Genomic DNA, 17,057 nt, shown 5'->3' with positions numbered 1-17,057 from the left:
TCCAGCGTTTTGATATGAACCACCCGCGAATCATCCTCCCTGTTGGTCTCCAGCTGTCCCGGCTCCTGTGACGGGGCTTCGGAAGGCTCTGACCCGGTTTCTTTAAAAACGATGAGGTAATGGGACCGGTTGGAAGACGTTCGCAGCGGCACTACCTCGATACTTATTTCGCGTTTGTATTTGTCGTCGCTCAACAGGATACCGTCCTTTTTTGCAGGGATAGCATCCTTCATCGCTTTGTTCAGCAGCAGCCGCACTTCGAAGATGAGCTCTTCCCTTACCATTTTCAGCAGATGGAAACTCGCTTTCCCCGCCGCGGGATGGAGGTAGTTGATCGTGGAACCGTAAAACTGTTTGATATGAAGGTCCTGATCTACCGTAACGCTGGCCGGAACGTACCGGGATAGCAATACTTTTTCGGCTTCCTTATCGATATCCGGTTCCGCTGGCTGGCTGGTGACCATTTTCTCTTCATCGGTAGCGTTGAATGGGGCGTTAACGTTGTTGCGAACGGAGAAGTCGAATGGGAAATTGGAATGCGTCTTCTTTGTAAATAACTTGAATTCTTTGCTGGCGGAATTAAAAAGCTCACCCGATCCGCCGATGGTTTCCGATCTGCCGAGCAGTAAATAGCCGGAAGGTTTCAATGCGTAATGAAAGGATTGAAGGATCCTTTTCTGGGATTCCGACTCCAGGTAGATGAGCACATTCTGGCAGCTGATGAGGTCTAACTTGGAGAAGGGCGGGTCTTTGAGCAGGTCATGGGTGGCGAAGATGCACACGTCCCTTATCGGTTTTATGATCTGGTAATGACCGTCGATCTTGATGAAGAACTGTTCCAGTCTTTCCGGGCTGATCTTTTCGACAGAAGCGATGCTATAGATGCCCATCCGGGCTTTTTCGATGGCGCCTTCACTCAAGTCGGTGGCGAAGAGCTGAATGGGGCTTACGACCGATTGCTGGGCGAGCCATTCGAACAGACAGATGGCAATGGAATAAACTTCTTCTCCCGAGGAACAGGCCGGCACCCAGATGCGGATAATGTCAGCGGGCTTTTTATTCCCGAAAAGGGTGGGGAAAATGGATCTCGAGAATTCTTCAAACAGGAGCGGTTCCCGAAAAAAGCTGGTGACATTGATCAGCAGGTCTTTGTACAGGAGGTTGATCTCCGTCTGATCTTCCCTCAGAAAGCGGGTATAGTCTTCCAGTTGTTTTATCTTATTCAACGCCATTCGCCGCAGGATCCTTCGGGTGATGGTCGATTGCTTATAATTTGAAAAATCCACCCGCCATTTTTTGAAAAGCAGGACCTGGATCTTTCTCAGTTCCTGCTCCCGGAGTGAGACGTCGTCCAGCGAGGCAAGGGCCGTGTAGGGGAGGCGGGAGAGTGTTTCCAGTTCGGCCGCCATCTGATCCGGCGCCATGATAAAGTCCACATTGCCCGAGTTGGCGGCGCTGTCGGGCATTCCCCTGAACTTGGCGCTTTCGTCCTGCGCAAAAGTGATCCCTCCTTCCGCCTTGATCACGCGTATCCCGTCTGTGCCATCCGTCGCGGTTCCGGAAAGGATGACGGCGATGGCATTATGCTTATAGACCGGCGCAAGCGCCATCAGGAAATGATCGATGGAATGGTAAAACCCGTCGGTCTGCACCCGGGGAGATAAGATGAGCTTATGATCCACGATGCTCATATAGGAATTGGGGGGGATGACATATACTTTATCGCGTTCGACAGCAAGGCCATCGGTGACCTGTAAAACCGGCATAGTGGTTTTCCGTTCCAACAATTCGGGTAGGATACTCGGATATACCGGAGATAGATGTTGAATGATCACATAGGCCATTCCGAGTTTGGGCGGCAGATGTTCGAGAAGGGAGGAAATGGCTTCCAGGCCTCCGGCGGAGGCTCCAATAGCTACGATCGGGAAAAGTTTGTCCTTATGATTTTCGTTGATATTAGGCATCTCCGCTGACAGAGGAATAACCTGCAAAATATGGAAATAAAACTGGAATCGTGTAAAATTTGGACATACGCGTGCCGGCTCGCGTGGCATGATTTTTGGCAGCGCGAGGCAGCGCCGGATATGAAGCTGATCCTTTCGGTTAATGAACGAATATACAGGAAACTCAAAGTCCCACGGACTGACCGGAGAGTACCTGAAGCGGCTCGCTGGCATAATCTTCAGGGCCTTTTAACACTATGCCTGTCTCATTCCTGATCGTGAACCCGCCTGCCGCATCGGCGGAGTCCAGGAGCCGGTCCCAAAAACCCGCTTTTTTATAGAGAATATGCTGAGCTCTGAATGCGAAAACCAGGGGCTCTTCATCCCTGCTTGTAATTGTAACGGAATTATTGCTGGTGCTTTTTATATTCTGATTGATGGCGGCTATGCCTTTGATAGTGGCGTCTATATCCGCTGAGGCGCCGGATTTATCCTCGATGGTAAAGGTGAAGGTATTGCTCTTTAGCACGGAATTGATGACATAGAGCTCGCTGTTCATCAATTTCGCCCGGAAGGTGTTGAATTTATTTTTAACGGGGGTTGATCCTGTTAGAAACCCGTCGAGTTTTACCAGGTCAATCTTGTCTTCCCTGACCTTTTCGTACTTGAAAGTGAGAACTTTGTTGCTATCCAGGTTCGCCTTTGCCTCGAGCTTTCCAAGTTTGAGCTTGTCGAGCAGCCAGCTGAGCAGGGAAATACCTGTATCCGAATCAAAGGACACAGACGTCGACCCTGCGATGTCGCCTGTGGCCGTATTGCTGGTTACGGCGGGCGGGGCTTGTTCTTCCGATGTAAACAATGCCGCAATGCCGCTCTCCAGCGAACTGACACTCCCGCCATCCTGGCAAAGCAATATTAAGGGTTTGATGTCCGTCCTGGGCAGGGCTACGATGTTGTATCCATAATCTGCCAGGAAGTTTTTTAATAGCTTGCTCATGCATTTAAGTTTTAGCACTTACGTATAATGTCTTGTACATTGGTCCCGTTAATGGGGTCGAATGGGGGCGTCCTGTCCTTAACCTCCTGTATGCCGCTGCGATGGCAGATGTCCCAGCTGATGTTTTCGTCATTGAATAAGATCGTATAAAATCCGCGGGCATAGGTGATGCCGGCCAGATCAGGGAATACCATCGTGGTCCCTGCCGAAAAATCGGAAAATGGTTTTGAAGCAACGGCATGTTCATAGGAATTACAGGCGCTGAGGATAATAACGGAAGGCCGATGAATGTCATTCAGTAATTCGATAATATTCTTCCATTCCTGTACATTCATGGGGCTTGAATTCTTGTCTTTGTCCTGAAAGTATAAGCCGTTGATGGGGGACGCGTGCAGGGAGATATGCAGGATGTCGGGCTTGTATTTCACCAACAGCTCTTTTACCCTTCCTTTTTCCACGGCGGTGCGGATCTCTATCTGAAAGCTGGCCCGGTCGATGCTGGAATCATGGAGATCCTGGATGGTCTTGAACTCTTCGCCGAAATCAAGCGGGTTTTTGTCACCAGGGCTGGAACAAAGAAAAAGCAGGACTTTTTTATCCGCGGGTTTGGACTGGGCGACAAACTTCTGCATCGTCTTCGCGAGGAACTTGTCGTTGAGCTTTTTGACGAGGATGGCCAGCGTATCGCCCGGGAGCACCTCTGTCTCGCTGCGTAAGGCGAAGTCCAGTATGCTTTCCTGGTCGATGCCGGCACGTCTCGGCTTAAAAAGTTTTTCGCTGGTATCCTTCAGGTATTCCGACAGCAGGGAAATATTTGTGTCCGGGCCGTCGATGTCCAGCCTTTTCTGCTGGACAGCATTCAGCAATCCCTTGATGGTCTCTTTTTCCGCATGCACCCGCATGAGATTGATGCGTAGTTTACGCAGCATGGCGTTGGCCGGTGTACCCTTCAGATATCCTTCATGCGGTATGCGGATGATCCAGCATTTTATATAATCATTTTGAAGATGCAGGGTATAGCCATAAAGTTCTATTGGCGCCCCCTCCTTGTCCAGGGGGAAGGTGTCGATCAATTTGGCTTCGCCCGGCATGTAGTAGGCTTCATCCCGTTGAAGGATGGCCAGCAGGCATGGTTCTCCTTCCTGCACCAATCCCGGCAGCTCGTGTTTGGCTGAGATATGAGGCGTAGTAGCCTGTTGGTACAAGTTGGTCAGGGCTGTCCCTGATTTAAAAAGCTCGATGGGTTGACCGGCGACCCGCACCGGCAATTGCAATAGGTGCTTTAAGAATGCTTTCAGCTCACGGTAGGGGTTCTCCTCGGCGTCGCCATATAAATAGGGGTCGTCATCACGGAGGCCTAATTCAATTTTGTTGACAAAATTGCCGTCTGAAAAAAAGCGCTTATAAATGTTCCTGACCGGAACCTTAAGGGTCTCGGACACCTTGAATCGCTGGTCCTGCAGAGCCACATACTGCAGGGCTCGGGTGGCATTACAGAAGTACTCTTCCCCGGTCCAATCGTTCACGCCCCCTTGCATTCTTTGCTCAACCTTGCCAAACTTCCGGATAAAAGGCCTCCTGTTCAGCAAGGGCACCGGCCATGAAGGATTGGCAAGTTTGGCCCCGGCAGGCCCTGAGGCTGACCTGAGGTCTATAATTGGTATTTGTATCGTGACAAACATAAAAAGGGAGAGCCAATCCCTAGACGATCGGCCCTCATGCGCTAATCGCGTAGATTAGCGGAAGGATTGCTCAACATTTAGAAGCAATAGTAAATTCTAGCCCAATCATCCGAAAGGGCTGTATTACTAATTTGAATATACTCTTTTTTTTGTGGATTCTCGCCATTTCTTTTTAAATTGACTACGCAACGATTTCTGTTTCAAGTCAATAATATCAGCCATGCATTCATCGGAAAACAAAAGCCGGCGCCGCTTCCTGAAACAGGCGGCGGCTGTCGGCGCAGGATTTTTTATCGTTCCAAGGCATGTTTTAGGCAGGGGTTTTCTGGCGCCGAGCGACCAGCTGACCAAGGGCATCATCGGCGTCGGCGGCATGGGACGCGGACATATCCCCTATGCCGGCACCCGGGTGGTGGCCGTCTGCGATGTCGACAAGAACCATCTCACCGAGGTAGCCAATTCCATCGGCGGCGGGGTAAAGACATTTCATGATCACCGGGAACTCATCGCCCTGCCGGAAGTCGATATCGTCCATATCGCCACGCCGCCGCACTGGCATGGACTGATCGCCATCGACGCGGCCAATGCCGGCAAAGACATCTGGTGCGAAAAGCCGATGACAAGGACCATCGGCGAAGGGAAACGGGTGATAGAAGCCGTCCGGCAAAATAAACGCATGTTCCGGCTGAATACCTGGTTCCGCTTTGAAGACAACTTCTATGGGATGAATACGACGGTAAAGCCCATCAAGAAACTGGTGGAATCGGGACTGCTGGGATGGCCCCTGACCGTCACCGTGAGCAAAACGACCGGTTTCGACTGGAAATTCTACTGGATAGGAAAGACAAACCTGGAAACGATGCCCGTACCGCCTGAACTGGATTACGACCGATGGCTCGGCCCCGCGCCCTTCAAACCCTATAACCCGCATCGCGTACATCAGACCTTCCGGGGATATTGGGACTATGATGGCGGCGGACTGGGCGATATGGGACAACACTATATCGATCCGATCCAATACTTCCTGGGGAAAGATCATACCAGCCCGATCCTGGTCGAGCCGGATGCCGAACAGCAAAACTGGGATGCGGTAGGAACATTCCGAAAGATCACCTTTACCTACGAAGATGGCTGCAAGATCATCCTGGACGGCGAAGCCAAAGACCCCGATGCGGCCTATATCGTCGGGCCAAAAGGAAAACTGTTCGCCGGGTTCCGAAGCGATATTCCCAACCTGAAAGAAAAATTGGCGCTGATGCCGGATCCCGAACCGCAGGTGACCAACTTCCTCGACTCGGTGAAATACCGGACCCCTTTTGCGTTGAATGAAATGAACGGTTTCCGGTCCTGCACCATCATCAACCTGGGGAAGATCGCCCTGGAACTCGGAAGACCCTTAAAATTCGATCCGGCGAGTCAATTGTTCGTCGATGACGCCGAAGCTAACTATATGATCAATCCACCGATGCGCGGGCCCTGGCATCTCCAGGCCAGCCCAAACCAGCAAAACTGACTTTAATGAAACATTTTTTCTCGTTTTTTCTCGCGGTTGTCTGTTTCGTAAACGTGGCACACCCCCAAAACAACAAAGTTGTCGAAACCATCCGCTTATTTCCCTACCAGCATCGTCCGGACGCGGATGCCGCGCTGACCGCGATGAACAGCTGGGATAAGACCGAATGGAGATCCCTTTTCCGGCTGCTGGATGACGATTCCTTGAAAGTGAATGTCAGCTATGCGCTGAACGCCTATATCAACGCCGCCTCTTTAGAGCCCGCGAAAAAAGACCAGGCGGTTGTCTTGCTGAAAAAATATGGCGGCAGCGTCAAATCGGACTATGCAAAGAACTTTGTCCAGTCGCAATTGAACCTGCTGACGGATAAGGCGACGATCGATCAGCAAAACGGGAAACTGCCCGCGCTGCCTGGCGAGAACCTGCCGCCGGCCACCTCCCTCAACGGCGAGCAGCAATTGTTGCAACTGGAAGATAAAATGGCGCTTGCCAAAAACCCTATCGAGAAAAAGCGGCTGCTGGCAAAAGCCGCGGGTATTCCCGGGTTCAGCAGCTTTATCTTCGCCCGCAAATCGCTGCAGGACGCGGACGTAAACAGGGACGCCGCGGTGATCGTCACCCGGCTGGCGCTGGCGGATGAAACGATCAAAGGACCCGTAGCCCGTGAGGTCCTCGAAACGGCGCTACCGCTGATCCAGGGCGAAGACAGCGCCTTTTTGACCACAAAATTGACCGCCCTTCTTTTGAAGATGCCCTACGACCATGGATTTGTAAGCCTTTTCGACGGAGTCGATCTCAAGGGATGGAAGGCGCTCGTTGGCAACCCGCTCACAAGGGCTAAAATGAGTGACCCCGAGTTGGCCGCCGCGCAGAAAGCGGCTGATGAAAAGACAAATGGGGATTGGGTCGTAAAAGACGGGCTGCTGGTCTTCACCGGTCATGGTGAAAATCTGGCGACCGAAAAGAAATATGGCGATATCGAAATGTATGTCGACTGGAAGATCACGGCAAAAGGGGATGCGGGGATCTATTTAAGGGGCAGTCCCCAGGTGCAGATCTGGGATACGAGCAGACGGGAGGTGGGCGCACAGGTGGGATCGGGCGGGTTGTACAACAACCAAAAGAACGAAAGCAAGCCGTTGGTGGTAGCGGACAATAAGATCGGCGAGTGGAACCGGTTTCATATTTTCATGAAGGGTGAAAAAGTAACGGTCTGGTTAAACGGCGTTTTGGTTACCGACAATACTACGCTTGAAAATTACTGGGACCGCAGCATACCGATCTTTCCCCGGGAACAAATTGAGCTGCAGGCGCACGGCACCAATGTTGCTTATCGAAATATCTATTTGCGGGAGTTGCCTGCGGCTGAGCCGGCGGTATTGAGAGAGGCGGAGAAAAAGGAAGGCTTTGTTTCTTTATTCAACGGGCTTGATCTGAACCAGTGGACGGGGAATACGACAGGCTATTTGGTCAAAGACGGGGTGGTGGAAGTGGCGCCTGAAAAGGGCGGCGGCGGGAACCTGTATACAAAAGAAGAATATTCTAACTTCATCTACCGGTTCGAGTTTCAACTGACGCCCGGCGCAAACAATGGCATCGGTATCCGGGCTCCATTGGAAGGTGATGCGGCCTATGTGGGGATGGAGATCCAGGTGCTCGACAATGAGTCGCCCAAATATAAGGACCTGCATCCTTACCAATATCATGGTTCAGTCTATGGGGTCATCCCGGCGAAAAGAGGTTTTTTACTGCCGACGGGGGAATGGAACCAGGAGGAGATCATCGCCAGGGGAAATAAGATAAAAGTAGTTTTGAACGGAACGGTGATCCTCGATGGCGATATCAAAGCGGCTTCGAAAAACGGAACGATGGATGGGAAGGAACATCCGGGTTTGTTGCGGCCAACGGGGCATATCGGGTTTTTGGGGCATGGGGATGTGGTGAGGTTTAGGGGTATGCGGGTTAAGAGGTTATGAGGGCGGGGATATTACTCGAAATATGCACTTCAACCTTGTGAGATTGGCCGTCGTCTATGAGTTTTATCGTATTGCCGGCGCCTTTTTCGTCGTCCATTTCCCACCGGGAATCCGAATGGTCGGAAAGCTGGAAGAGGGTGATCCGGTAGTCGGATGTCCCATAACGATAGGTGAGTTGAACGGAAGGCCAATCCGGCGGGAAGCAGGGTCTGAAGCTCAGGAGGTCCGTCTGCCGTTCCAGCCCCAGTAGAGAGCCCAGCATAAATTGATACATCCATCCTGCCGAGCCGGTGTACCAGGTCCATCCCCCCATGCCTTTATGTGACTCGTTTGCATAAACATCGGCCGCCATTACATATGGCTCTACCTTGTAGATATGGAGTGCTTCCATGTCCTTTGCATGGTTTATGGGGAGGATCATTTCCAGCAGCTGTCCTGTTTTTTCGCGTTGTCCCAAAGCGGCGAATGCCATCAGGGTCCAGATAGCGGCATGGGTATACTGGCCGCCGTTTTCGCGGACTCCCGGCACATATCCTTTGATATATCCGGGGTTCAACTCCTTTGAATTAAAAGGAGGATCCAGCAACTGGATCAATTTCAGGTCTTTTCTGACGAGCTTTTCTTCGAGTGAGTGCATGGCCATGACGGCCCTTTTGTGGCCGGCCGCCCCCGAGAGTACGGCCCAGCTTTGGGAAATGGCGTCGATACGGCATTCGTTATTTTGTGCGGAGCCCAGGGGAGTACCGTCATCGAAATAAGCGCGCTTATACCACTCGCCGTCCCAACCTGCCGTTTCGATCCTGGCCTGGAGGGAGGCTGCTTCCGATTTGCAGATCTCGGCGAAGAAGTGATCTCCGTAGACATTTGCCGTATCGATAAATCGTGTCAGTACGTCGAAGAGGAAAAAAGCGAGCCAGACACTTTCGCCGGTGCCTTTGCTGCCTACTTTGTCCATTCCGTCGTTCCAGTCGCCCGTGCCGATGAGCGGGAGGCCATGCTGACCAAAGCGCAACGCGTGCCGGATGGCCCGGGCGCAGTGTTCGAACAGGGTGCCGTTGATGATACCGCTCATGGGCAGGTCATAGAAGGAGTCTTCCTCCGGGTAGAGCTGGCGGCTTTCCAGGTAGCCAACGGAAGTTGACAGCAGGCCGGCGTCGCCGGTGACCGCGATATACCGGGCAACGACATAGGGCAGCCAGAGCATATCGTCGGAACAGTGGGTCCTGACCCCTCTGCCTTCCGGCGGATGCCACCAGTGTTGGACATCGCCTTCTACGAATTGCCTGGAGGCGTTTAACAGGATCTGTTGGCGGGCCAGGTCGGGCCGGGTATGGAGCAGGGCCAGGGTGTCCTGCAGCTGATCGCGGAATCCGAAAGCGCCGCCGGATTGATAAAAGCCGCTCCGGCCGAAAAGCCGGGAGGAAAGGGTCTGATAGAGCAGCCAGCCATTGGTGAATATATTCAGGGCGTTGTCGGGGGTCGTGATCCGTACGGCCCCTGTTATCTCTTCCCAGAAGTCTTTTACGTTTTGCAGCGAGAGGTGGGCGGCGCGAGGGCCGGATATCTTTCGGATCAATTCACCGGCATCGCGGGTATTCGGTGCGCTGCCCAGCAGGAATACAAGCTCTTTTTCGGCACCGACGGATAGTTCGACCGATACCTGCAGGGCGGCGCAGGGGTCCATGCCGGCGCCGCTTCTGCCGGAAAGCCTTTTGCGGTTCATCGCCTGGGGATTCTGGAGGTTTCTGTTCCTGCCGATAAATTCGAGGCGGTCTGTGGTGAAGGTCAGTTGACCGGGGTCATCCACTTTAAAAAAACTGACCCGATCGGAAAATGCCGTGTTGTATCGATTCCTGAAGAACAATGCTCCGCTTTCCGTATCCTGTTCCGAAAGGATATGCATGGCCGTCTTGCTGGGCACATCGCCCAAAACGAGTTCCAGGTAGCCTGTGGCCGAGAGCTTGCGTCGCTGGCCGGACTGGTTTTTCATTTTTAAGACCATCCATTTCACCGGCAGATCCCGGTCTACATATACGCACATCTCCGTCAAAATGCCCTGCTCGAGATGTTCAAATCGGCTGTAGCCGAATCCATGTGTGGTGATATAAGGGGTCGTTCCCCGAGCTGGAAAAGGGACGGGAGACCAGAAATACCCGGATTCCTCGTCCCGTATATAGAACGCTTCTCCACCGGGGTCGGCCACCGGGTCGTTGTTCCAGGGTGTGAGCCGGTATTCATGGGCATTGACGCACCAGGTGTAGGCGGATCCGCTTTCCGATATCACGGTGCCCATCTCCGGATTGGCGATGACATTGACCCAGGGAGCGGGCGTCGTTTTCTTTCTGTCTGTTACGATCTTATATTCTTTTCCGTCCGGAGTGAAACCGCCGATGCCATTTTCAAAGAGGAGATGGTCCGGCAGGGCAAGGTTACCGGGATCCTCTTCCAACTGCTCCGGGTTTGCCGGAAGGAAGGGCAACGGTGTTTTTTCCTTGGAAATATGGTTCACCTGTTCGGAAAGGGTCCCTTTATGGTCATAGAGGACGACCCTTGCGACACTTTCAAAAAGGATACGGTCTTCGGGAGAGATCTGATCCGCGGACCGGACGAATATCTTACCGGGTTTTTGAAAGGACTGATTTCCGGATTCCATATTGACAAGCCCCTGTATCTGATCCTGCAGCAGTTGCCGGTACGATCCATGATCTTCATTCCATATCACGAGGTCGACGGACAGCCCTTTGAGGCGCCAGTAAGCATGTGCCTGGATCATTTGACGCGCGAGCCCGAGGTTTTCGGGATCGCTCATATGCAGCAGGACGATCGGGAGGTCGCCGGACACCGAATAGCCCCAGAGACCTGATTGTCCTCTGAGGTTGTTGACGATCATTCCTGTTTCGCCGCGGAAAGCAGGGTTCGGATAGATGATGGAGGCCGACAGTTGGTCGTAAAGCCGGGCATCGGCTTCCGTCGCGTCGATCTGGCGAAGCAACACCTGGTTATGTGTCCAGGACAGTTCGAAGGCGCGGTTTTTCAAATGTTCGTCGCTGTATTTGTTCATGAGGGCTTCGCAGGCTTCCCTTGTTTCGCTGATCCCGAAGATCAGATCGATGGTGGCGGTGTGACCGGGCTTTACCGCGATGCGGCAGCGGATCGCCATGATGGGATCCAGTACTGCCCCCTGGCTGCCGGACAAGGACTCTCTGTCCAGGGCCTGCGGGTAGCTTAAGGACCGGCCCCGGCCGATAAAGGGCAGCCGTGCGGTCTCGTAGGACAGGGCTTCTACCGTAGCGCCGTGAACATTCATCAGGTGAAACAGCCAGGGTGGCGTTTCCTCTTCGGAGCGCGGCCGGCGGGTACAGATGACCGCTTTGAATTCGGGAAGGATCTCCGTCTCTACGAAGAGGTTGCTGAAGGCCGGATGCGCCTCATCCGAGGCCTGGGTCGCCAGGACCACTTCGGCATAGCTCGTTATCTCCAGCACTCTTGTAAAAAGGGTGGTGTTCGTGATCTTTACCCTTCGCATTTCCATATCATCTTCCGGGGAGATGACTATTTCGGTATTGGTGTCGATCCCATGATCATGTCTGCGGAATTCGACCGATCCCTGTGAGAAGATCACTTCGTATCTTTTGGCGGCGCGTAAGGTGGGTTCATATGTTTTCGACCAGAACTCGCCGCTGTTCACATCTTTTATATAACAGAAGATGCCCCGGTCGTCCTTTGTGGGGTCTTCCCGCCAGCGCGTGACCGAGAGATCTTTCCAGCGGCTGTATCCGGCTCCGGAATTGGCGATCATCACCTGATAGCGGCCATTGCTCAGCAGTTGGATCTCCGGTATCCGCGTGTTTGGCGTATTGATGACCCGGACTTGTGTTTCGGCGGTGGATGAACGGGATTCGATGACGTCTGCGGTATGCGGGTAAAACAGCGTGGCGCGGGGGATGCGTTCCTGTAAAAGCAGCAGGGTTGCCTGAAAACGGAGTTCCGATACGAACCGTTGCTGCATCGGCTTGTTCAGCAGGACATAGGCCAGCGACAACAATCCCATCCCCTGATGGTGGACCATATAGGATTGAACGATGATCGACAGTTTGCCCCTCGGCAGCCGGGAAGCAGTATAATCCACCGCCTCATAAAAGCCGTATTCGCCTTCGAGGCCCTGCTCCGATAAAAGCCGCAGGTTGACAACGGCGTCCTCGGGCAAAACCATCAGGGCGAGCATCGAGGCATAGGGTGCGATGACGAGATTCTCCTCCAGTCCACGGGTTAGTCCCAGTCCGGGTACTCCAAACGCCCGGTACTGATAATTTCCGGCGGCGTCCTGCAGATTGTAGGCCGACTCCGAGATGCCCCAGGGGGTGCCCATTTGCGCCGCATACCCGATCTGCCGTTTGACCGTCGCGGTATTGGTTTGAGCCAGCAAGGTGTTCTCATAGGAAGGCATCACCAGTTGGGGCATCAGGTATTCGAACATCGATCCGCTCCAGGAAAGCAGGATAGGGTCTTCACCGGAATCGGTGAGCAGGCGCCCCAGGGCGAACCAGCTTTCCTGTGGAAGTTTCCCCTGGGCGATGCCCACAAAGATCCCCAGTCTTGCTTCGGAAGCGAGCAGATCGTAGAATCCATTGTCTTTCCGCTGTTCGTCGATATTAAAGCCGATTCGCAGCAGTCCGGTGGATGGATCGAGCAAAAAATCATATTCTATTTCGCTCAGCTCTTCGCATTTTTCCGCCAGTTGCTCCAACTGTCCGATCCTGGCCGTCGCCAGTGTCCCGGCATCGGCGAGGGCCGTGCGCATGTGGGCGAGCCAGCTCTTTTCCTCCGGGGTATTTTCCTGATCATCATATTGAGCCAGGGCTTCCTGGCAGGTGTCCTGCATTGCCTGGAGCGATCGTAGTGTTGGGACCTGATCCGTGACGGCCAGGCCGGCAAAGCGTTGGGGAACGGGTAACAGCTGCATCCATGGGATCCCTTGAAGCTGGCGCCGGTGATCTTTTACCTGGAGGGTCAGCCGGCCAACCCATCTCGATAGCTCGGTATAGCTTTCTTCCCGCGGAAGGTGTAGCTGATCGACGAGAAGGGCCAGGTCGTCGAGGGTTTTTTTTATGGCCAGCAGGGATCGTTCTTCCCGCACATTTCCGTTCAGCAGGGTCTGTATTTGATCGAGGGTCCCGGCAAAACGCCCTTTTGACTCGCCGCGGATGATCGCCGCCGTCGTGCTGCAGCCTTCCAGCGCCTCGTGGCGGTGAATGGGCTGTCCCGCCAAGGCCGTTAATCCCTGACGCAGGGTCAGCAGATGTCCCACGAGGTTGCCGCTGTCTACCGTCGAGACATACCTGGGGTATAGCGGAAATAGCGATCGCGTATCGTACCAGTTGCAAAAATGCCCATTGTAGCGCTCCAGCTTTTCCATCGTCCCGAGAGTGAGGGCGCATCGGCGGGTGAACTCAAAGCCGGAGAGATAGCCAAAATCATAGGCGGCAAGGTTGGCCAGCAGGGCCAGGCCCATGTTGGTAGGGGAGGTGCGGTGTGCGATCACCTCACCGTTGGTCTGCTGCAGATTGTCGGGTGGCAACCAGTTTTCGTCGGCGGTTACGAATTGCTCGAAGAAAGACCAGGTTTTGCGGGCGGTTTTGTGTAGGAACTCCAGCTCCAGCTCCATTAACTTCGGCGCGGCCCCTATCTCGGGTTTGCTCAGGCGCCACACGAGGGCGGGCGACAGAAGCCAGAACAGCAGGATGGGACCGGCGACCAATAAGGCCGGTGGATCCTTTAGCAGGAAGATCGTGCAGACCATCGCCAGCAGCGGCGCAATGGCTATGAATCGATATACTGCCCAGAGCGAGCTCCGGGGTTTTCCGGAGTCGGTGGCGGAGGATGTCCATTCCAATAATTTTCTCCGGGTAACCGTCATTCGCCAGAGCGTGCGTAGAATGGCGTCCACGTATTGGAACGCCTCGTATGGCAGGATGGAAAGACTGAAGACAAAACGGACGAGCGTCCCTTTCAGGTTGCCGGTTATTTCGGAGAGGTGCGCCTTCAGGGTGAGATCGGTAGGTTTTTGCAATAATTGCCAGGCGATAGCGACGAGCGGCGGGAGCAGGATGATGGTGGAAACGGCCAGGGTCCAAAACCAGGGAAAGGGCAGGACGAACCAACCCAGCAAGAGAAGCGACAATAAGGAGACGGGCAGGAGGCTTCGCCGGAGGTTGTCGATTATTTTCCACCTCGACAATGCGGAAAGCCTGTTTTTGATGACGTGTCCTTTGCGGGTCCGGACAAAGGGCAGGATCCAGCCGGCAATCTGCCAGTCTCCCCTGATCCACCGGTAATGACGCCGGAGGTCTGACAGGTACCTGGAAGGATTCTCTTCATATAGGAACACGTCGCTCACCAATCCGGATCGCACATAACACCCTTCCAGCAGATCGTGGCTCAGGATGCGGTTTTCCTGAAAGAGATCGCGGAACGTCAGTTCAAACATGTCTACATCATAGATACCTTTCCCGATGAACGATCCTTCTTCGAACAGATCCTGGTACACGTCGGAGGAGACCCGGGTATAGGGATCGATGCCCGAAACGCTGCCTTGCATATTCAGGTAGAGCGAGGTAGTGGCTGCAGCGATACTCGATTCCACCCTGGGCTGTAGCACTCCATATCCTGCCGTTACGCGCTTTTTTCGCGGATCGTATTCGGGCTGGTTGAGCGGATGCGCCATCGTCGCTACCAGCTTCCAGGCGGACTCTCTCGGCAGCAGCGTGTCGGAGTCCAGGGTGATCACGTATTTTACCTCATGGAGAATGTGGTAGTCGCCCTTGATGAGGGAAAACTCATGTTTCCCCCGGCGCCGCAGCAAGGCGTTGAGGGCTGCTATTTTCCCCCGCTTTCTTTCATACCCCATCCATTTGCGTTCCCCGGCGTTCCAGATCCTGGACCGATGGAAAAGAAAGAAAATATCGTTTTCCGTTTGTTTGTATTTCTGATTTAGCGCTTCGATCCTGGCGCTTGCCAGATCGGTCAGTTCCCGGTCTTCTTCCTGTATTTCCACATCGGCGTCGACAAGATCTGTCAGCAATCCAAAATGCAGGTTGTCGCCCTTATTGGCGAGGAACCGGATTTCCAATCCATCCATCAGCTGGTCGATATATTCCTTGCTGGTCAGCAGGGTGGGCACGATGACCAGGGTGCGGAACTCCGCGGGAATTCCCCCGGAGAAATCCATGCGGGGCAATAATCGAGGCTTTACCAGCAGCGTGGAAAGCCAATTGACCAGGGATATGGCCAATTGCGCGGACACCGATATCGCCAGCAAGACGACGACCGATAGCAGTAACCGGCTGCGGATGCCCTGGCTGTAGGGTAGATAGAACATTCCCGTGGCTATCAGCCAGGTGAGCACCGCGAAAGAAAAAAGGTAAAGGAAGACGGGGATCTTTTTCGCTGCACGGACCCCGGTTTTGACCCGACTGTACCGTATCCCGATGGTTTGCGTTACCTGCTTTTGTCCTTTGCCGATGAGATAGTAGCCGACATGTTGCTCTTTTTTGGCGGATGGACCGGCGTCGCGGTGCGCCGCGGCCAGGGCGAGCACCTTTGATGCCACTGCTGTTTCCGGCAAACCTGAATCTTTGGCGATGGCCTCCACTACGTGGCGGTAGCTGTCGCGGGTGGCGAAATCCATTTGGGGATAGGTACCCGCCGGATCTTTGGCAAGGAGGTGTTCTACGCTACTGAGCGTTTCGACGAATTCGCGCCAGTCCGTCGTTCCGATAAATCGCAAGGTTCCGATACTGTTACGGACGGAAACCTGATTGGCGGCTTGTTTTTGGTTTTCCAGGCGGACCAGGTCATTGCTGCTGGTGCCCATCCCCGATAATTGCTGTTCCAGCCAGCTGAGCGGCAAGGCCAGCGCGGGTCCTTTTCCTTGCAGGCTTCGGGTGAAGCCGGCGACGAATGGGCTGCTCAACGGCGGCTTTGAACGTACCATGTCGGCAATCGTCAGGATCAGGTCTCCCGCCTCTTCTTTCACGGTATCGATCATTTTGTCGGCCCAATAATCGGAAAGGTTATGATCGATCATATCCAGCGCGATCTTTCCGCATACCCGCCGCAGATTTTCGATAACGGCCAGCCGGAGCATGATGGGTATGGCCCACAACTCGCCCAGGGTAAGTATTGTGGCGGTCTGATAGGCCGCTACAAAACTGGTCAGGTTGTGTACATCCACCCGGCCGTCACTGTGAGAGATGAGCTCCAGGACGATATCATAGACCCTGGGCATGCCCGCGGAAATACCGGTTGCCAATGCGGGCAGCGCTTCGCTATATCCCTTCGGCAGGTGTTTCCTGGCCAGCACCACCTGCTCTTCGATGAGGTAGAAATTGTCGAGCAACCATTCCCCTCCGGGCGTGATGGCTTTTCCCGTTTTGATGTTCCCGACGAGGAGATCCCGGACTTCCAGCAGCGTGTGCTCATTTTCAGCCAGTCTTTTCAATAAGTGATCGGCGGGGTGGGCGGTCTGCAGATGGTGTGATCCGGCTATTGCCTGAGCGTGAGTGTTCAACTGGTCGGAGCTGTACAATTCAGAGCGAAAGGGCTCTTCATTGCCATAGTCCGACGGATTGGCGGCCCCCTGGAAATAGACGCGTAAACGGGACAAAATATCAAAGACCGTACCGGCTGTGACCTTCATAATGGAACTATTTGTGTGCTGCGATCCCTAGCGAAGTGACAGTCAGGAGGATGCAAGATCAGTAGGGGGAAACAGGAAGAGGGGTTAAAGGTAGGCTTATTCGGGGAGTATCGCGGGGCGAGGTTTTTTTTGGCGGGGAATCTTTTTTGTAAAATGTCATGGGACTATTTTTTTGCCATATAAGTATGGGTGAGGCAAAAATTGTTCCTCCCGCCGTTTTTTCCTAAATTGGTGAGGCCGGTCGAATT

At 53.7% G+C, this 17,057-nt stretch carries 6 protein-coding genes; 2 read left to right on the top strand and 4 right to left on the bottom strand.

Annotated features, from left to right (window positions below; all coding sequences use genetic code 11):
- The 3 genes from VGM48_RS20740 to VGM48_RS20730 all read right to left on the bottom strand — a co-directional run.
- Window positions 1-1,964: CheR family methyltransferase (locus tag VGM48_RS20740; RefSeq protein WP_331582347.1), on the bottom strand; the 1,964-nt coding region annotated here is incomplete at its 3' end.
- Between the two features lie 163 nt (window positions 1,965-2,127).
- Window positions 2,128-2,940 carry a hypothetical protein gene (locus VGM48_RS20735; protein ID WP_331582346.1) on the bottom strand — a complete coding sequence of 271 codons (813 nt, stop codon included), beginning with the start codon at window positions 2,938-2,940 and terminating at the stop codon, window positions 2,128-2,130.
- 11 nt (window positions 2,941-2,951) lie between these two features.
- Window positions 2,952-4,466 carry a hypothetical protein gene (locus VGM48_RS20730; protein WP_331582345.1) on the bottom strand — a complete coding sequence of 505 codons (1,515 nt, stop codon included), beginning with the start codon at window positions 4,464-4,466 and terminating at the stop codon, window positions 2,952-2,954.
- 376 nt (window positions 4,467-4,842) lie between these two features.
- On the opposite strand from VGM48_RS20730, the gene VGM48_RS20725 reads away from it, so the two are divergent.
- Window positions 4,843-6,135, top strand: a complete 1,293-nt coding sequence (locus tag VGM48_RS20725) for a Gfo/Idh/MocA family oxidoreductase (RefSeq protein WP_331582344.1) — start codon at window positions 4,843-4,845, stop codon at window positions 6,133-6,135.
- 5 nt (window positions 6,136-6,140) lie between these two features.
- The gene (locus tag VGM48_RS20720; protein WP_331582343.1) at window positions 6,141-8,111 is read left to right on the top strand and encodes a DUF1080 domain-containing protein; all 1,971 of its coding nucleotides are present in this window, start codon (window positions 6,141-6,143) and stop codon (window positions 8,109-8,111) included.
- Here the strand turns inward: VGM48_RS20720 and VGM48_RS20715 are convergent.
- Window positions 8,098-16,809, bottom strand: a complete 8,712-nt coding sequence (locus VGM48_RS20715) for a GH36-type glycosyl hydrolase domain-containing protein (RefSeq protein WP_331582342.1) — start codon at window positions 16,807-16,809, stop codon at window positions 8,098-8,100. The genes VGM48_RS20720 and VGM48_RS20715 overlap by 14 nt on opposite strands.
- Between the last annotated feature and the right edge of the window lie 248 nt (window positions 16,810-17,057).

This window comes from Puia sp. (assembly GCF_036500295.1).
GTDB lineage: Bacteria > Bacteroidota > Bacteroidia > Chitinophagales > Chitinophagaceae > Puia.
The sequence above is the reverse complement of the archived record's forward strand: the minus strand, read 5'-3'. Positions and strand labels throughout refer to the sequence as shown.

Excerpts from the sequence above, each read along its gene's own strand:
- VGM48_RS20720 (WP_331582343.1), top strand. The coding sequence starts at position 6,141 with ATGAAACATTTTTTCTCGTTTTTTCTCGCGGTTGTCTGTTTCGTAAAC.
- VGM48_RS20735 (WP_331582346.1), bottom strand. The coding sequence starts at position 2,940 with ATGAGCAAGCTATTAAAAAACTTCCTGGCAGATTATGGATACAACATC.
- VGM48_RS20725 (WP_331582344.1), top strand. The coding sequence starts at position 4,843 with ATGCATTCATCGGAAAACAAAAGCCGGCGCCGCTTCCTGAAACAGGCG.
- VGM48_RS20715 (WP_331582342.1), bottom strand. The coding sequence starts at position 16,809 with ATGAAGGTCACAGCCGGTACGGTCTTTGATATTTTGTCCCGTTTACGC.